Below are 18,815 nucleotides of genomic sequence, written 5' to 3' on the forward strand. Positions count from 1 at the left end.
AGCGCTACCGGATCAGCAGCTGTAGTACAGCTCGTATTCCAGTGGGTGTACGAAGGTGCGTACTTTGATTTCTTCTTCGCTTTTCAGCTCGATGTAGGCATCGATGAAGTCGTCGCTGAATACGCCGCCTTTGGTCAGGAACGCACGGCCCTTGTCCAGCTCTTCCAGGGCTTCTTTCAGGCTGCCGCACACTTGTGGGATCTCTTTGGCCTCTTCAGGCGGCAGGTCGTACAAGTTTTTGTCGGCGGCGTCGCCTGGGTGGATCTTGTTCTGGATACCGTCCAGGCCAGCCATTACCAGCGCAGCGAAGGCCAGGTATGGGTTAGCTGCCGGGTCCGGGAAGCGCGCTTCGATACGGCGAGCGCGAGGGCTGGACACGTAAGGAATACGGATCGAAGCGGAACGGTTACGCGCCGAGTAGGCCAGCATTACCGGTGCTTCGAAACCTGGCACCAGACGCTTGTAGGAGTTGGTCGACGGGTTGGTGAAGCCGTTCAGGGCCTTACCGTGCTTGATGATACCGCCGATGAAGTACAGGGCAGTGTCGGACAGGCCGGCATAACCTTCGCCAGCGAAGGTGTTCTTGCCATCTTTGGCGATGGACAGGTGAACGTGCATACCCGAACCGTTATCGCCGTACAGTGGCTTAGGCATGAAGGTAGCGGTACGGCCGTAGGCATCAGCCACGTTGTGTACGCAGTACTTCAGGGTCTGAACTTCGTCAGCCTTGGCTACCAGGGTGTTGAACTTCACGCCGATTTCGTTCTGGCCGGCAGTCGCCACTTCGTGGTGGTGAACTTCGATGACCAGGCCCATCTCTTCCATGGCGTTGCACATGGAGGTACGGATTTCGTGGTCGTGGTCGAACGGCGGAACCGGGAAGTAACCACCTTTGATACCTGGACGGTGGCCTTTGTTGCCGCCTTCGATGTCCTGGTCAGACATCCACGAACCTTGTTCGGAGAAGATCTTGAACATGGAACCGGAGATGTCGGACTTGAACTTGACCGAATCAAAGATGAAGAACTCTGGCTCCGGGCCTACGAATACGGTGTCGCCGATACCGGTCGACTTCAGGTATTCCTCAGCGCGCTTGGCGATCGCACGTGGGTCGCGGTCGTAGCCTTGCATGGTCGAAGGCTCGATCACGTCGCAGACGATGATCAGGGTTGGGTCTTCGGTGAACGGGTCGAGTACGGCAGTGCTGTCGTCCGGCATCAGGATCATGTCGGAAGCTTCGATGCCTTTCCAGCCGGCAATGGAGGAACCGTCGAACATTTTGCCTTCTTCGAAGAACGCATCATCCAGCGCGTCGCGAGCCGGCATGGTCACGTGGTGCTGAGTACCTTTAGTGTCCGTGAAGCGCAGATCAATCCATTTAACGTCATGATCTTTGATGAGTTGAACCGACTTCGACATGGTGTCCTCCGGGTGGCTTCGGGCTGGGGTAGTGGAGTTAGCCCTTAGAATGTGGGTGATGCCGGCGCGAATACTCGACCAAGGCAACCTGCCTCACAAGAGAGCAAATTGCATGCCAGTGCGCCAACATGGCCTTTTTGCCTCAAAATGGCCCCTATAACGGTGCAATCCGCTGAAGCGGAATAAATAACGCACTGCAATGTAGCGTTAATTTGCGCAAATGACCCGTTTTGGTGCGTTGCGTCTGTGATGCATATTAACTGGTTAAACCTTGAGCGATTTCCGCTATAATCCGCGCCCCCCTTTTTCAGCAGGCCCGGCGCGCGCTGTTTCCATGAAATTAATCGTAAAAGTCTTCCCCGAGATCACCATCAAAAGCCGACCGGTACGGACGCGTTTCATCCGTCAGTTGGCCAAGAACATCCGTGCCGTGCTCCGAGACCTGGACCCGGCTGTGGTGGTGAACGGCGTGTGGGACAACCTCGAGCTGGAAACCCGCATTACCGACGCCAAAGCCTTGAAGGACATGACCGAGCGCCTGAGCTGCATGCCGGGCATCGCGCATTTCCTGCAGGTCGATGAGTACCCGTTGGGCGACTTCGACGACATCACCGAAAAGTGCAAGCAGCACTACGGTGAGTCGCTTGAAGGCAAGATCTTTTCGGTGCGCTGCAAGCGCGCCGGCAAGCACACCTTCAGCTCCATGGATGTCGAGAAATACGTCGGCAGCAAGCTGCGTCGCGAGTGCGGCGCCGCCGGAATTTCCCTCAAAGCGCCGCAAATTGAAGTGCGCATGGAAATTCGCGACCAACGGTTGTTTGTGATCCACAGCCAGCACAACAGTATCGGCGGCTACCCGCTGGGCGCACTGGAACAGACCCTGGTACTGATGTCCGGCGGTTTCGATTCCACGGTGGCGGCCTACCAGATCATGCGTCGCGGCCTGATGAGCCACTTCTGCTTCTTTAACCTGGGCGGGCGTGCACACGAATTGGGCGTGATGGAAGTCGCGCACTTTATCTGGAAGAAGTACGGCAGCTCCCAACGCGTGCTATTTGTAAGCGTGCCGTTCGAGGAAGTGCTGGGCGAAATTCTCGGCAAAGTCGATAACAGTCATATGGGCGTAGTATTGAAGCGTATGATGTTGCGCGCTGCGTCCCGAATCGCCGATCAGTTGCAGATCGACGCGTTGGTGACCGGTGAAGCGATCTCCCAGGTGTCCAGCCAGACGCTGCCCAACCTGTCGCTGATTGATTGCGTCACCGAGAAGCTGGTCTTGCGCCCGCTGATCGCCAGCCACAAACAGGACATCATCGACCTGGCAGAAGAAATCGGCACGGCCGACTTTGCCAAGCACATGCCTGAATATTGCGGGGTCATTTCGGTGAACCCCAAGACCCACGCCAAGCGCAACCGCGTGGAGTATGAAGAACAACAGTTTGATATGGCGATTCTGGAGCGTGCGCTCGAGAACGCCAAACTGGTCCCGATCGATCGTGTTATCGATGAATTGGGCCAGGATGTGCAAATCGAAGAAGTCAGCGAAGCCCTGGCCGGCCAGATCGTCGTCGACATCCGTCACCCGGATGCCGCCGAGGATGAGCCGCTGGAAATCGCTGGCATCGACGTGCAAGCGCTGCCGTTCTACGCATTGAACGCGCGCTTCAAGGAACTGGATAACAGCCGTCAGTACCTGCTGTATTGCGACAAAGGCGTGATGAGTCGCCTGCATGCCCACCATTTGCTCAGTGAGGGGTATGCCAATGTGCGCGTTTATCGACCGAGCTAAGAGCCCGGGGCTGTTTGCCTGTGGCCTGCGTCACCGGCCCCCCGACTCTGCCGTCAAGCTGTAACGGCAAGGCCTGACTCTACTGTTAATCGCTGCCACGACCTGTCAGCACACCGAATCCTCTGATCGAGATACACAAGTGATCGAAAATCTACGTAACATCGCCATCATTGCTCACGTTGACCATGGTAAAACCACCCTGGTAGACAAACTCCTGCGTCAATCCGGCACCCTGGAGCGCAACGAGCTCAACGACGAGCGCGTGATGGACTCCAACGACCAGGAAAAAGAGCGCGGTATTACCATCCTGGCTAAAAACACCGCTATCAACTGGAACGGCTACCACATCAACATCGTGGACACCCCGGGCCACGCCGACTTCGGCGGCGAAGTAGAACGCGTAATGTCGATGGTTGACTCCGTTCTGCTGCTGGTTGACGCTCAAGACGGCCCTATGCCGCAAACCCGTTTCGTGACCAAGAAGGCTTTCGAAGCCGGCCTGCGTCCGATCGTGTGCATCAACAAGGTTGACCGTCCAGGCGCGCGTCCGGACTGGGTTCTGGACCAGATCTTCGACCTGTTTGACAACCTGGGTGCTACCGAAGAACAGCTTGACTTCAAAGTGGTCTACGCCTCGGCCCTGAACGGCATTGCCGGTCTGGAACACACCGACATGGCTGAAGACATGACCCCGCTGTACCAGTCGATCGTCGACAACGTACCGGCACCAAAAGTTGACCGTGAAGGCCCGTTCCAGATGCAAATCTCGGCACTGGACTACAACAGCTTCCTGGGTGTTATCGGTGTTGGCCGTATCGCGCGTGGTAGCGTCAAGCCGAACACTCCAGTTGTCGCCATCGGCGCCGACGGCAAGAAGCGTAACGGTCGTATCCTGAAGCTGATGGGTCACCACGGCCTGCACCGCATCGACGTTGAAGAAGCTTTCGCCGGCGACATCGTGTGCGTGAGCGGTATGGACTCGCTGTTCATCTCCGACACCCTGTGCCAGCCAGACAACGTTGAGGCGATGAAGCCTCTGACCGTTGACGAGCCAACCGTCTCCATGACCTTCCAGGTAAACGACTCGCCTTTCTGCGGTAAAGAAGGCAAGTTCGTGACTTCCCGTAACATCAAGGAACGTCTGGACAAAGAGCTGCTGTACAACGTTGCACTGCGCGTTGAAGAAGGCGACTCGGCTGACAAGTTCAAGGTTTCCGGCCGTGGTGAGCTGCACCTCTCGGTACTGATCGAAACCATGCGTCGCGAAGGCTTCGAAATGGGCGTTGGTCGTCCAGAAGTGATCATCCGTCAGGTTGACGGCGTGAAGCAGGAACCGTTCGAAAACGTGACCATCGACACCCCTGAAGAATCCCAGGGCAAGGTCATGGAAGAGATGGGCCTGCGTAAGGGCGACCTGACCAACATGGTGCCGGATGGCAAAGGCCGTGTACGTCTGGAATACAACATCCCTGCGCGTGGTCTGATCGGTTTCCGTAACCAGTTCCTGACCCTGACCAACGGTGCTGGCATCCTGACCTCGATCTTCGATCGCTACGACACCATGAAGTCCGGCGACATGTCCGGCCGTCAGAACGGTGTTCTGGTATCGGTAGAAACCGGCAAGGCGCTGACCTACTCCCTGGAAACTCTGCAGGCGCGTGGCAAGCTGTTCGTTGAACACGGTCAAGAGATCTACAACGGTCAGATCGTTGGTCTGAACAGCCGTGACAACGACATGGGCGTTAACCCAACCAAAGGCAAGAAGCTCGACAACATGCGTGCTTCGGGCAAAGACGAAACCATCGCTCTGGTCCCACCTGTTCGCTTCACCCTGGAACAGGCCCTGGAATTCATCCAGGACGACGAGCTGTGCGAAGTTACGCCTAAGTCGATCCGCCTGCGTAAGAAGATCCTGGACGAAGGCGAGCGTACCCGCGCTGCCAAGAAAGCCAAGAACTGAGTTAACTCAGGCTGAATGAAAAACGCCCCCGGTCGAAAGGCCGGGGGCGTTTTTTTATGCCTGATCGTTCCCACGCTCTGCGTGGGAATGCCGCTTGGGACGCTCCGCGTCCCGCTTTTAAGGGCGGACGCAGAGCGTCCAGGGCTGCATTCCCACGCGGAGCGTGGGAACGATCATCATGATCATCAGAACTTGTCGAGAGTCCGGAAATTGGTCTCGCGCACCACTTCCTTCGGCTTATACGCACAATACCCCGGCCGCGGCCCGATTTTCGGGTGGTTGCGGCAGGTATCCGGGCGCTTGTCATAAATAGTGCAGAAGCGCGTCTTACGATCCAGGTACAGGCAGTCGTTATTGCTCATGCGCTGCAGGGTGAAAATTTCGGATTTGGAATTGTAGCGCTCGACGATGCCTTCCTTCTGCAAACGCTTGGCGATGTTCTTCGGCGGGTCGCCGCGCTCGAACTCATCGACGATGCCAATGCGGATCAGGTCCTTGATCTTCACCTCGACCGGCAGCGTGCAGCAGCTGGACACGCAGCCACCGCACATGTGGGCGGAATATTTCTGCCAGGTCTCGAGACGGTCGAGTTCAGCGGCGGCGATCAGTTGAGGCTTCATCAAGGTTCCAAGGTGGGGCAGTATCCGGGCGCGCGATCATACCGGGATTGGTGGTTTTTTGAACAATATTTTGCAGATTTCATCTCCAACGGTGCAGGGGAGAAAAGCAGGCACGGCCCCTGCATCAATTTCCAGCAATGGTGAATGAGTTAAAAAACTGCCGAACCAGCACGTCTACCGTCTGTCAGACCGACTAGGCTCTAGCAACTCCTTCAATCTCGCCCGAGGTCGCACCGATGTCTCAGGAACCGCTTGCACGAGAAGCAGAGGTAGCCGCATTCCGCGATGCTGTCTTGACCAAACTTACCTACGCGGTGGGCAAGGACCCGGATCACGCCTTCGACCACGACTGGTTCGAAGCCATTGCACTGGCCGCCCGCGACCAGATGGTCGACCACTGGATGAACCACACGCGGCGCATCTACCGCAAAGGCCAGAAGCGGGTGTATTACCTCTCGCTGGAGTTCCTGATCGGCCGTTTGCTCTACGACAGCCTTAGCAACCTCGGCGTGTTGGAGATTGCCCGCGAAGCTTTGTCCGAGCTGGGTGTGGATTTGGAGCGCATCCGCCTCTTGGAGCCCGACGCGGCGCTCGGCAACGGTGGCCTGGGCCGCCTGGCCGCGTGCTTTATGGAAAGCATGTCGACCCTGGGCATTGCCGGCCACGGCTATGGCATCCGCTATGAACACGGCCTGTTTCGCCAGGCGATTGTCGACGGCTGGCAGCAGGAACAGACCGAACGCTGGCTGGATTTCGGCAACCCGTGGGAGTTCGAGCGCGCCGAGGTGATTTACCCGATCGGCTTTGGTGGCAGCGTCGAAACCCTGGCGGACGCCTCCGGCAAGATGATCCAGGTGTGGACGCCCAACGAAACAGTTCGCGCGGTGGCATACGACACGCCGGTAGTCGGCTGGCGCGGCGCCAGCGTGAACACCCTGCGCCTGTGGCGCGCCCGGGCGGTAGAAGACCTGCACCTGGAGCGCTTCAACGCCGGTGACCACTTGGGCGCCGTCGCCGAAGTGGCTCGCGCCGAAAGCATCTCCCGAGTGCTTTACCCGGCCGACAGCACCGAAGCGGGGCAGGAATTGCGTCTGCGCCAGGAATACTTCTTTGTTTCGGCCTCGCTGCAAGACCTGCTGCGCCGCCACAAGAACATGCACGGCTCGGTACTCAGCCTGGGCGAACACGCCGCGATCCAGCTCAACGACACCCACCCGTCCATCGCCGTGGCTGAGTTGATGCGCCAACTGGTCGACCTGCATGACATTCCGTGGGAAGCCGCGTGGGATGTCACCGTCGAAACCCTTTCCTACACCAACCACACCTTGTTGCCCGAGGCGTTGGAAACCTGGCCTGTCGGTTTGATGGAACGCATGCTGCCTCGGCATATGCAGATCATCTACCTGATCAACGCCCAGCACATCGACTCGCTGCGCGCCAAGGGCATCCACGACTTTGACGTATTGCGTGCGGTGTCGTTGATCGAAGAAGACAACGGCCGCCGCGTGCGCATGGGTAACCTGGCGTTCCTTGGCTCCCATAGCGTTAACGGTGTGTCCGGTTTGCACACCCAACTGATGCGCAGCACGGTGTTCTCCGAACTGCACAAGCTGTACCCGGAGCGCATCAACAACAAAACCAACGGCATCACCTTCCGCCGCTGGCTGTACCAGGCCAACCCCAAGCTCACCGAGATGCTGGTGGAGGCTCTGGGGCCGGACATCCTCGACACCATGGAAACCCGCCTGACGGAGCTGGAGACCTTCGCCGAGAAGCAGGTGTTCCGCAAAGCCTTCGCCGAACAGCGCCTGCACAGCAAGAGGGCACTGGCCGAGATCATCCACGAGCGCCTGGGCATTTCGGTGAACCCGGCGGCGATGTTCGACGTGCAGGTCAAGCGGATCCACGAATACAAACGCCAACTGCTCAACCTGCTGCACACCGTGGCCTTGTACCAGGCAATCCGCGCCGAGCCAGGCACCGATTGGGTGCCGCGCGTGAAAATCTTCGCGGGCAAGGCGGCGGCCAGCTATCACCAGGCCAAGTTGATCATCAAGCTGACCAACGACATCGCCCGCACCGTGAACAACGACCCGACCGTGCGCGGCTTGCTCAAGGTGGTGTTCCTGCCCAACTACAACGTCAGCCTGGCGGAAAGCATCATCCCGGCGGCGGACTTGTCCGAGCAGATTTCCACGGCCGGTTTTGAAGCCTCTGGCACCAGCAACATGAAGTTCGGCCTCAATGGCGCGCTGACCATCGGCACCATGGACGGCGCCAACGTGGAGATGCACGAGCGCGTGGGCGCCGAGCATATGTTTATCTTCGGCCTCAGCGCCGAACAAGTGGAAGCCCGCAAGCACGCCGGTGAATTCCACGCCGGGCCGGATGTGGCAGCCTCCCATCGTCTCAACGATGTGTTGCAAGCGATCCGCGGCGGGGTGTTCTCGCCGGATGATCCAGGCCGCTATGTGGGCTTGATCGACGGGTTGATCGACTACGACCGTTTCCTGGTGTGCGCCGACTTTGACGCCTACTGGGACGCCCAGGCGCGGGTCGAAGCGCATTGGCACGATTCCAAGGCCTGGTGGCGTTCGGCTGTGCTCAATACGGCGCGCATGGGCTGGTTCAGCTCGGACCGCACCATCCGCGAATACGCCACCGAGATCTGGAAAGCCCTCGACTAAACACCGCAAAAACCCATGTGGGAGCGGGCTTCTGTGGCGAGGGAGCTTGCTCCCGTTCGGTTGCGTAGCAGCCGCCGGCTATTGCGGGCGCTTCGCACCCGAACGGGAGCAAGCTCCCTCGCCACAAAAGCAGCTCCCACATTAGCTTTGCGTCGATATACTAGGCCTCGGTTTGCCCGCCTCGGGCTGCTTAGGGATATCGACCATGCAATGGATTTTCATGCTGATTGGCCTGGTGCTCGGCTGGACACTCGATGAGTCGTTCACCGATGCCGGCTTCGGTGCGCTATTGGGCTTGGGCATTGGTCAGGCGATTCGCCTGTCGAGGCTGTCCGCCCAGGCAGACCAGCAAGCGCTTCAGTTAGAGACCACGCAGAAGGCATTGATAGCCCTGGGTGAGCGCCTGCGGCAACTGGAAGTGCCCGCGCCTACAAACAGCGTGATTGTCGAAGCCCCCATCCCTGAACCTGCACCTGCCGTTGCCAAGCCCGAACTTGTTTGGGAGCTGCCCGCCGAACTGGCGCCCGTCGCCGTGATGGCCGAGGCGAGACAGCCACTGCCGGAGGACGTCTGGACCCCAGCACCAAAACCGAAAGAACCTGCCATCCCCCGTGGCCCCAACCTGATCGAGCGCGCCATCGGCGGCGCCCGTAATTGGCTGTTCGGCGGCAACACCGTGCTGCGCGTTGGCGTGGTGCTGCTGTTCCTTGGCCTGGCCTTCTTGCTGCGTTATGCCACCGAAGGCGTGGTGGTGCCGATTGAACTGCGTTACGCCGGGGTTGCCGCTGCCGCCATCGGCCTGCTGGGCCTGGGTTGGTGGTTACGGCTGCGCAACAGCAATTACGGGCTGATGCTGCAGGGTACCGGGATTGCCGTGTTGTACCTGACGGTGTTTGCTGCGATGCGCCTGCACCCGTTGATCGACCCAGGCGCGGCACTCGGCCTGCTGGTGGCGGTCACGGTGTTCTCGGCAATCCTGGCGATCACCCAGGATGCCCTCGGCCTGGCCTGCGCAGCGGCGCTGGGTGGGTTTGCCGCGCCGATTCTGACCTCAACCGGCGCCGGTAATCATGTGGCGCTGTTCAGTTACTTTGCATTGCTCAACGCCGGCATTCTGGCCATCGCGTGGTTCAAGGCCTGGCGTCTGCTCAACCTGATCGGGTTTGTCGGCACCTTCGGCATAGGCTTCGCCTGGGGCATGCGCTCCTACACACCGGAACTGCTGTGGAGCACCGAGCCGTTCCTGATCCTGTTTTTCCTGATGTACCTGGCCATCGGCCTGTTGTTCGCCCGCCGCAAGCTGCAGGAGGTGGGCGATGCCCCCGAAGGCCGTGAGGCGCTGCTGCGCTGGTCGGCGGCCAAGGGTGATTATGTCGATGGCAGCATGCTGTTCGGCCCGCCGTTGGTAGGCTTTGGCTTGCAGTTCGCCGTGGTGCAGCACCTGGAGTTTGCCGCCGCGTTCAGTGCACTCGGTTTAGGCCTTATCTACATGGGCTTGGCGCGGATGCTGAGTGGCGGGCGCGCCTTGCTGCTGGCCGAAACTTGCCTGGCGCTGGGCGTGATCTTTGCCAGCCTGGCGATTCCGCTGGGCCTCGACGCGCGCTGGACGGCGGCGGCCTGGGCAGTGGAGGGCGCCGGGATCTTCTGGCTTGGCTTGCGTCAGCAGCGGCCGTTGGCTCGTGCGTTTGGCCTGTTGTTACAGTTGGGGTCAGCGCTGGCGTTCCTCAGCGAACTGCGCGTTGGCGAGTTGACCTTGCTCAACGGTGCACCACTGGGCGCGCTGTTGCTGGGCGCGGCCCTGTTGTTCAGCTTCGATCAGTTGCGCAAGGCATCGACCGAACAAGCGGCGCAATGGGAGCGCACCGGTCTGCCCGTGCTGGCGAGCCTGGGATTGACCTTTTTGTACCTGCTTGCACCCTTGTTGTTGTTGACCCAAGGCACCGCCATCAGTTGGGCAATCGCCGGGCTGCTGACGCTGTTTGTCGGCCTGCGCATTGGCTCGCGCACCTTCCTGTTCACTGCCTTTGCTGTGCAATTGCTCGGTGGGGTGTTGTTCCTCCTGCGTTTGCAGGGCGGTGATGGGGCTGCGGTATTCAGTGCCGGTTGGACCGGCTTGTTGACCGCCTCGCTGATCGGCCTGGCGTTGGTCGGCGGCATGCTGATGGCGGCGCGCGATGACATGGTGCGCAGCGATGTGCGGCTGCTGCGCGGCTTGTCGGTGGTGCTGCTCGCGGGTCTGGTGCTGATCAACCTTGCGGTGCTGTTTGTGCTGCCATGGGAAAGCGCCAGCGGCGTGTGGGCGGCCAGTGGCTTGCTGATCATCTGGTTGAGCCTGTACCTGCAACAACGCGTGAGTTTCGTGTTTGGTTTGCTGCTGCAACTGATCGGTGGTGCTTCGTTCCTGTTGGCGGTGCCGCAGTTGCTCGGGCCGTTGAACAGCGAGGGCTTGCGCCCCTTGGCGCACAGCGCTTTCTGGACGCCGATGGTGCTGGGCCTGGCGGCAATGGTGGGCGCCTGGCGCTTGCAACGTGAGTCGCAGGCGCCGGTGTTTGCCGTGTTGAAATTGCAACGCCTGTCCGACCTGCTGCTGGTGTGGGGCGCGGCCTGGTGGGCATTGGCGTTGATCGGCGAAGTGCTGCGGTTTATCCCGCAAGCGCTGCAAGGCGCATTTTTGCTTGGCATCGCTGCGGTGAGCGTGGCGATCTGGGCGCTGTTGGCCGCACGTTTACGCTGGGCATCTCTGGGCATGCTGTGCGCCTTGCTGATGCCGGCGGCGGGCGTGGTGTTGCTGGTGTCTGCCCATGATTACTATCACCCGGCAGCGCATTACGGCTGGCTGGCGTGGTTGGCGGTGTTTGTGGTGCATTTTATCGCGCTGCGCCGTTTGGCGGCGGTGGTGCCGGGCAAGGTATTGAGCATCGCTCATGTGTTCGGCTGCTGGATGTTGATTGGTGTGTTGGCGCTGGAGCTGCGTTACGGCCTGTTGCTGCTGTCGAGTGAGTACAACGCCTGGCGTTGGCTGGGTTGGGCGATTCTGCCAAGCCTGTACCTGGTGCTGGCGGCGGCACCGCGCAGCTGGCCGTGGCCGGTGTCGGCAAACCCGCGTGAATACCGTGTGCTGGCCGCGTTGCCGCTGGCGGTATTGATGCTCGGCTGGTTCTGGTTGGCGAACATCTTCAGCGACGGCACGGCGAAACCACTGCCGTACGTGCCATTGCTCAATCCGTTGGACGTGGGCCTGCTGTTCGCATTGCTGGGTATTTACCTGTGGTCGCGCAGCGTGGCGCCGCAGCGCGGGCCGCGTGCTGAACTGATCGCCCAAGGTGTCGCAGGTGCTTCGCTGTTTGCCTTCTTCACGGCCTTGGTGATGCGCACCGCCCACCATTGGGCGGGCGTGCCGTTCCAACTGGATACCTTGCTGGCGTCCATGTGGGTGCAGGCTGGCCTGTCGCTGGTCTGGACCCTGATCGCCCTGGGCCTGATGATCGGCGGCCACCTGCGCCATCGTCGCGAAGTGTGGCTGATCGGCGCGGCGTTGATTGCGGTGGTGGTCGCCAAGCTTTTCTTTGTCGAGCTGAGCAACCGTGGCGGGCTGGCGCGGATCGTATCGTTTATTGGTGTGGGCGGGCTGTTGCTGGTGGTGGGTTACTTCGCACCGCTGCCGCCCAAACGCGCCGAGCCGGTGTTGGAAACTGAAGGAGCATCCTCTTGATCGGTAAGTTGAGCGTGATCGCGTTGGGCATGTGTTCGACGTTGTCGGCGTGGGCGCAAGAAACGCCCGCCGACTTCACCACACAGGTGCCGTTGGCGGTAAGTGGCAACGGGCCTTGGTATCGCCTGGAGTTGCCGCTGTCGGTGCAATTGAGCGCGCGCCAGGCGGATCTTGGTGATGTGCGCGTGTTCAACGCCGCCGGCGAGCCCCAGGCTTACGCGTTGTCGCGCCAATCAGCGCAACGCACCGAAAGTCGCACGGTCGCCGACGTGAAGTGGTTCCCGTTGTACGCCGCCGACACCCGCCAAAGTGTGCCGGACGTGGTGATGAAATCCACCGCCGAAGGCACGCTGCTGGAAGTGCGCCCGTCCAAGGCCGGCAAACAGGTGCTGCGAGGCTGGGTACTGGACGCCAGCGCGATCAAGGCGCCGCTGCAGCAACTGAGCCTGGACTGGAGTCGCGAACAGGATGGCTTCCAGCGTTTCAGCATTGAAGCCAGCGATGACCTGCAGCACTGGGAACCCTGGGGCGATGGCCAGGTGGCGCGCCTATCGTTTGCCGATGAGCGGGTCGAGCAACATGACGTGAGCCTGCCGGGGCAATCGGCGCGTTACCTGCGCCTGCTGTGGCAAGGCCAGGCCGCGCCGACGCTGACCTCGGCCAAGCTTGTGAGCGCCACCAGCAGCAGCCTGCCAATGCCCTTGGTGTGGTCGCAGCCGTTGTCGGGTACGCGGCTCAAGGCGGGTGAATACAGCTGGCAGTTGCCGACGGGGCTGCATGTGGAGCGCTTGCGCGTCGAGCTCAAGCAGCCCAACACGCTGGCGCCCGTGACGTTGGCGGGGCGGCGGGAAGCCAATCAAGCCTGGCAGCCTTTGAGCAATGGCTTGTTGTATCGCCTGGCCCAGAACGGCCAGGACGTGGTGCAGGATGAATTGCAATTGCCAGGCGTGGCCGTGGGCGAACTCAAGTTGCAGGTGGACGAGCGCGGCGGCGGCCTGGGCGTGGAAGCGCCGGCATTGCGTTTTGCTGTGCGCGCCACGCAGTTGGTGTTCCTGGCGCGGGGCGAGCCGCCGTTTACCCTGGCGTTGGGCAACCCGTCGGTAAAGGCCGCTAACTTGCCGCTGTCGACGCTGATTCCCGACTACAGCGCCGAGCGTATCAAGACCTTGGGGCAGGCCACGGTCACAGGCGACGTGACGGTCAAATCGCCTGCGATTGCCGTTTCACCCGAAGCGGGCACCGACTGGAAGAAACTCGGCCTGTGGGCCGTGCTCCTGTTGGGTGTAGCGGCGCTAGGGGCGATGGCCTACAGTTTGTTGCGTGCACCGGCGGCCAAGCCGTGAACTCTATTGGGGTTAAATCCTCTGATTAGAGGAAATAACCCTCGACTCGCGTTAAACTGCGCGGGTTTTTAAGCCCCCCATTTTCCGGAGCCTTCCATGTCCCGCGTTACCCTGAGTCGCTATTTGATCGAGCAGACCCGCAGCAACAACACGCCTGCCGATCTGCGCTTCCTTATCGAAGTGGTGGCGCGTGCTTGCAAGGAAATCAGCCACGCCGTGTCCAAAGGCGCACTGGGTGGTGTTCTGGGCAGCATGGGCACTGAAAACGTCCAAGGCGAAGTGCAGAAGAAGCTCGACGTGATTTCCAACGAAATCCTGCTCGAAGCCAACGAATGGGGTGGCCACCTGGCCGGCATGGCGTCCGAAGAAATGGACAATGCCTACCAGATCCCGGGCAAATACCCGAAAGGCGCGTACCTGCTGGTGTTCGACCCACTCGACGGCTCGTCCAACATCGACATCAACGCACCGGTCGGCACTATCTTCTCGGTACTGCGTTGCCCTAACGAATACCTGAGCCAGAACGAAGCCCTGAACGAAAAGGCCTTCCTGCAGCCAGGCACCGAACAGGTTGCTGCCGGTTACGCCATCTACGGCCCGCAGACCATGCTGGTGCTGACCCTGGGCGACGGCGTCAAAGGCTTTACCCTGGACCGCGAAATGGGCAGCTTCGTACTGACCCACGAAGACATCACCATTCCTGCTTCCACCCAGGAATTTGCGATCAACATGTCCAACCAGCGTCACTGGGAAGAGCCTGTGACCCGCTACGTGGGCGAGTTGATGGCCGGCGAAGAAGGCCCGTTGAAGAAGAACTTCAACATGCGCTGGGTCGCTGCGATGGTTGCCGACGTGCACCGCATCCTGACCCGTGGTGGCCTGTTCATGTACCCACGTGACAGCCGAGAACCTTCCAAACCGGGCAAGCTGCGCTTGATGTACGAAGCCAACCCGATGTCGTTCCTGGTTGAGCAAGCAGGCGGCGCGTCCACTGACGGCCACCAGCGCATCCTCGACATCCAGCCGGAAGGCCTGCACCAGCGTGTGGCAGTGTTCCTGGGCTCGAAGGAAGAAGTTGAGCGTGTGACGGCTTATCACAAGAAGTAAACCTCTGTGGCGAGGGAGCTTGCTCCCGTTGGGCTGCGAAGCGGCCCCAAAAAGCTTGCGGGCGCTGCGCACCCGAACGGGAGCAAGCTCCCTCGCCACAGAAGCATTCAAGACTTGAAGTTTTGAATGAGAAGAAGCCCCGAAACGTTTCAGCGTTTTCGGGGTTTTTTTGTTTTTGCTCATCGGGAACCAGACACCTCTTTTCCCTTCTAAGCTTCTGGCAGATACCCCAGCTGCTTTGTCTCTCCAGGAGCTTTTCCATGTCTTTACGCCGTCTCGCCCTGCTGGCTTTTTGCGTGCTGTTAGCCGCGTGCAGCAAGGTCAATCAAGAAAATTACGCGAAGCTGTCGGCTGGCATGGCCAAGGCCGAGGTGGAGTCGTTGCTGGGTAAGCCGACCGATTGTTCCGGTGCGCTGGGCATGTCCAGTTGCACGTGGGGCGATAAAAACAGCTTTATCAGCGTGCAGTACGCCGGTGACAAAGTTCTGATGTTTTCCGGGCAAGGCCTGAAGTAAACCGGGGCGCGAGCCTGCGGGAGAAGAAGAATGATGCGTTTTGTTTTGTTTCTTTGCGCCAGTCTGTTTTTGGCGGGCTGCGCCAGCCATTCTGGCGATGATCTGCAACCCAAGACCGCGAGCAACGTCAACCTCAAGCGTTACCAGGGCACCTGGTATGAGTTGGCCCGATTGCCGATGTACTTCCAGCGTAACTGCGCGCAGTCCGAGGCTCGCTACACCCTGCTGCCGGATGGCGATATGTCGGTGTTTAACCGCTGCCTGACCACAGAGTGGAAGTGGGAAGAAGCCAAGGGCACGGCCACGCCGCAAGTGCCGGGCAAGACCGACAAGCTCTGGGTGGAATTCAATAACTGGTTCACCGCGTTGCTGCCAGGCGTCGCCAAGGGCGATTACTGGGTGCTGTACGTGAGTGATGATTACAAGACCGCCATCGTCGGTAGCCCGAGCCGGCGTTATATGTGGATCTTGTCGCGCACACCGACGGTGAGCGCCGACACCCGCGAAGACCTGCTGAGCAGGGCGCGCCAGCAAGGGTATGACACGACGCGACTGATCTTCCGCACGTCGGACAAGCAGATGGCGAAGACCTCGCAGTAACCTGAGGTCACCCTCAATCCAATGTGGGAGCTGGCTTGAATTGGGAGCTCCCACATTTGTTTTGTGTCGGCTGTTAGCCCAGCAAGTCTCTCAGAACGTGGGTGAACGCCCGGCTGCTTTCTTCTTCGCCGGCATGATGCCCATCGCGCACCACCCATTTGCCGTTGACCAGCACATCGCGCACTTGGCGATCACCACCGGCGAACAGCCAGCGATTGAGGATGCCATCCTCGGTTGCCGTCGCCAGGTACGGGTCATTGCCATCCAGCACAATCCAATCTGCCCGCTTGCCGACTTCCAATCGACCAATCGGCTGCCCCAACGCTTGGGCGCCGCCGTCCAGTGCAGCATCGAACAGCGTGCGGCCAACCATCGGTTGATCACTGCGATACAGGCGGTTGCGCCGCTGGTCCCGCAGGCGCTGGCCATATTCGAGCCAACGCAACTCCTCCACCACGCTCAGTGACACATGGCTGTCGGAACCGATACCCATACGCCCGCCTTGAGCGAGGAAATCCACCGCCGGGAAAATCCCGTCGCCCAGGTTGGCTTCGGTGGTCAGGCACAAGCCGGCGATTGCCCGGCTCTTGGCCATGCGCGTGACTTCATCGGCGTCAGCATGGGTGGCGTGTACCAGGCACCAACGTTCATCCACTTCAACATTGTCATACAGCCATTGCAGCGGGCGTTTGCCGCTCCAGGCCAGGCAATCATCGACTTCTTTTTGCTGCTCGGCGATGTGGATGTGTACCGGGCAAGCCTTGTCGCTGGCGGCCAGCACCTCATTGATCTGTTCGGGTGTGACGGCACGCAATGAGTGGAAACACAGGCCCAGTTGCTGCGCTGGCTGCGCCGCCAGAATGGGCTTCAGGCGTGCTTGCAGGTCCAGGTAATCTTCGGTGCTGTTGATAAAGCGCCGCTGGCCTTCATTCGGCGCCTGGCCACCAAAGCCGGAATGGGTGTAGAGCACTGGCAGCAATGTCAGGCCAATCCCACTGCTGGCGGCCGCCTGGCTGATCTGCCGCGACAGCTCCGTGCGATCGGCATACGCCTGGCCGCTGACGTCGTGGTGCACATAATGAAACTCGGCCACCGAGGTGTAACCGGCCTTGAGCATCTCGATATAAAGCTGGCGGGCGATGACCTGCAGTTGTTTCGGGGTGATCTTGCCGACCATGCGGTACATCAAGTCGCGCCAGGTCCAGAAGCTGTCATTCGAGTTGCCGGCCACTTCGGCCAACCCGGCCATGGCGCGCTGGAACGCATGGGAGTGCAGGTTGGGCATGCCCGCCAAAACCGGGCCTCTGAGCCGTTCGGCGTTGTCTGCGCTGGCATTGGGCTCAACCTGGGTCAGCACGCCATCGGCGCTGACTTCAAAGCGTACATCGTTGGCCCATCCATTAGGCAGCAGCGCGCGTTCGGCAAAGAAAGCGGACATGATCAAGGCACCCCGGTCGTGTGTTTATTTGTATATACATATACAGACGTTTGCCTGCTCGGTAAACTCCGGCAATCTATGCATCTTTTCCCCCTGCAAGGATTCCCTGTGCCGACTCCGCCCGCCAAGTCTTCCCTGGCTGCCCACATGGACGAAAGTCCGGCGCCCTTGTATGCCCGCGTCAAACAGATGATCAGCCAGCAGATTCTCAACGGCAACTGGCCGCCCCATTACCGCGTGCCGTCCGAGAGCGAACTGGTCAGCCAGTTGGGCTTCAGCCGCATGACCATCAACCGCGCCCTGCGCGAACTCACCGCCGAAGGTCTGCTGGTGCGCATGCAAGGCGTCGGCACCTTCGTCGCCGAGCCCAAGAGCCAGTCGGCGCTGTTTGAAGTGCACAACATTGCCGATGAGATCGCCTCCCGCGGTCATCGGCATACCTGCCAGGTTATTCACCTGGGCGAAGAGGCCGCCGGCTCCGAACGTGCTGTGGCCCTGGAAATGCGCGAAGGCGGCCGCGTGTTTCACTCGTTGATCGTGCACTTTGAAAACGACATTCCCGTACAAATCGAAGACCGCTTCGTCAACGCTCTGGTTGCGCCGGAATACTTGCAGCAGGATTTCACCCAGCAAACGCCGTACGCCTACCTCAACCAGGTCGCGCCCCTGACCGAGGGCGAGCATGTGGTTGAAGCCATCCTCGCCGACGCCGCCGAGTGCAAGCTGTTGCAGATCAAGCCGAGCGAGCCCTGCCTGTTGATTCGCCGCCGCACCTGGTCCGGCCGCCAGCCGGTGACCGCCGCGCGTTTGATCCACCCCGGTTCCCGTCATAGCCTGGAAGGACGTTTCAGTAAATGAGTGCAGTGAAAGTCTGGCGCGCCACCGATTACATCCGCATGCCGTGGAAAAACGGCGGCGGCAGCACCGAAGAAATCACCCGTGACGCAGGCACTGGCCTGGATGGCTTTGGCTGGCGCCTGTCGATTGCCGATATTGCCGAGTCGGGCGGGTTTTCTACCTTCGCCGGCTACCAGCGTGTGATCACCGTGATCAAAGGTGCGGGTATGGTCCTGACCGTAGACGGCGAGGAACAGCGCGGGCTGTTACCGTTGCAGCCGTTTGCGTTCAAGGGTGAAAGTGAAGTGTCCTGCCGCTTGATCACCGGGCCGATCCGCGATTTCAACCTGATTTATTCGCCTGAGCGTTACCACGCACGGTTGCAATGGATTGACGGCGTGCAGCGGTTTTTCAGCACGGCGCACACGGTGTTGGTGTTCAGTGTGGCGGATGAAGTGAAGGTGCTGGGTGAAAAGCTCGGCCATCACGATTGCCTGCAAATCGACGGTAACAATGACCTGCTGGATATTTCTGTCACCGGCCGCTGCTGCGTAATCGAACTGACCGCACGCGGTTAAAAAACTGTGGGAGCAGGCAAGCCAGCTCCCACATTTGCTTTTCATTGCTCATAAGAGCTGTTTCCAGCCGCGCACCAATTTGTTACCGAACGCCCCAGCTTGGCGCAATGCCAGGCCGTCCTGAACAATGTCCCCGTCCGCAAACTCCCTCTGTAAGAAAATTCACCAAGCCTCAAAGCCTCAATTTCCAAGGCTTTCACGCACCTCCCA

13 protein-coding genes are annotated in these 18,815 nt (G+C 60.1%); 10 read left to right on the forward strand and 3 right to left on the reverse strand.

The window, feature by feature from the left end; all coding sequences use genetic code 11:
• Positions 1–12: 12 nt before the first annotated feature.
• Positions 13–1,419, reverse strand: a complete 1,407-nt coding sequence (gene glnA, locus HX790_RS14395) for a glutamate--ammonia ligase (protein WP_017138628.1) — start codon at positions 1,417–1,419, stop codon at positions 13–15.
• A gap of 334 nt (positions 1,420–1,753) precedes the next feature.
• Between glnA and thiI the strand changes: the two genes are divergently transcribed.
• Positions 1,754–3,208: a tRNA uracil 4-sulfurtransferase ThiI gene (gene thiI / locus HX790_RS14400; RefSeq protein WP_065930794.1), complete on the forward strand. Its 1,455-nt coding sequence runs from the start codon at positions 1,754–1,756 to the stop codon at positions 3,206–3,208.
• Between the two features lie 139 nt (positions 3,209–3,347).
• Complete coding sequence (gene typA / locus HX790_RS14405) at positions 3,348–5,168, forward strand: translational GTPase TypA (RefSeq protein ID WP_003217997.1); 1,821 nt, start codon at positions 3,348–3,350, stop codon at positions 5,166–5,168.
• A gap of 185 nt (positions 5,169–5,353) precedes the next feature.
• On the opposite strand, the gene HX790_RS14410 is transcribed toward typA, so the two are convergent.
• The gene (locus tag HX790_RS14410) at positions 5,354–5,788 is read right to left on the reverse strand and encodes a YkgJ family cysteine cluster protein (protein WP_053253906.1); all 435 of its coding nucleotides are present in this window, start codon (positions 5,786–5,788) and stop codon (positions 5,354–5,356) included.
• Between the two features lie 236 nt (positions 5,789–6,024).
• On the opposite strand from HX790_RS14410, the gene HX790_RS14415 reads away from it, so the two are divergent.
• From HX790_RS14415 to HX790_RS14440, 6 genes are all read left to right on the forward strand, one after another.
• Positions 6,025–8,475, forward strand: coding sequence for a glycogen/starch/alpha-glucan phosphorylase (locus HX790_RS14415; RefSeq protein WP_017138624.1), 2,451 nt, complete (start codon positions 6,025–6,027; stop codon positions 8,473–8,475).
• 205 nt (positions 8,476–8,680) lie between these two features.
• Entirely contained in the window at positions 8,681–12,187 is a 3,507-nt protein-coding gene (locus HX790_RS14420) for a DUF2339 domain-containing protein (RefSeq protein WP_017138623.1), read from the forward strand.
• Positions 12,187–13,530 carry a DUF3999 domain-containing protein gene (locus tag HX790_RS14425; protein ID WP_176991783.1) on the forward strand — a complete coding sequence of 448 codons (1,344 nt, stop codon included), beginning with the start codon at positions 12,187–12,189 and terminating at the stop codon, positions 13,528–13,530. Before HX790_RS14420 ends, HX790_RS14425 begins: the two co-directional genes overlap by 1 nt.
• 96 nt (positions 13,531–13,626) lie before the next feature.
• Positions 13,627–14,637, forward strand: coding sequence for a class 1 fructose-bisphosphatase (locus HX790_RS14430; RefSeq protein WP_003237460.1), 1,011 nt, complete (start codon positions 13,627–13,629; stop codon positions 14,635–14,637).
• A gap of 260 nt (positions 14,638–14,897) precedes the next feature.
• The gene (locus HX790_RS14435; protein WP_017849914.1) at positions 14,898–15,152 is read left to right on the forward strand and encodes a hypothetical protein; all 255 of its coding nucleotides are present in this window, start codon (positions 14,898–14,900) and stop codon (positions 15,150–15,152) included.
• Between the two features lie 30 nt (positions 15,153–15,182).
• Positions 15,183–15,752: a lipocalin family protein gene (locus tag HX790_RS14440; protein ID WP_017138620.1), complete on the forward strand. Its 570-nt coding sequence runs from the start codon at positions 15,183–15,185 to the stop codon at positions 15,750–15,752.
• Positions 15,753–15,825: 73 nt separating this feature from the next.
• Here HX790_RS14440 and HX790_RS14445 read toward each other — a convergent pair whose 3' ends face one another.
• Positions 15,826–17,190, reverse strand: coding sequence for a formimidoylglutamate deiminase (locus HX790_RS14445; protein ID WP_176991715.1), 1,365 nt, complete (start codon positions 17,188–17,190; stop codon positions 15,826–15,828).
• A gap of 147 nt (positions 17,191–17,337) precedes the next feature.
• Between HX790_RS14445 and hutC the strand changes: the two genes are divergently transcribed.
• Entirely contained in the window at positions 17,338–18,048 is a 711-nt protein-coding gene (hutC, locus tag HX790_RS14450; protein WP_256734687.1) for a histidine utilization repressor, read from the forward strand.
• Positions 18,045–18,605: a HutD family protein gene (locus HX790_RS14455; protein ID WP_176991717.1), complete on the forward strand. Its 561-nt coding sequence runs from the start codon at positions 18,045–18,047 to the stop codon at positions 18,603–18,605. The genes hutC and HX790_RS14455 overlap by 4 nt, the downstream gene beginning before the upstream one ends.
• The last annotated feature ends 210 nt before the right edge of the window (positions 18,606–18,815 follow it).

It is taken from the genome of Pseudomonas sp. IPO3747, assembly GCF_013385245.1.
Classification (GTDB): domain Bacteria; phylum Pseudomonadota; class Gammaproteobacteria; order Pseudomonadales; family Pseudomonadaceae; genus Aquipseudomonas; species Aquipseudomonas edaphica.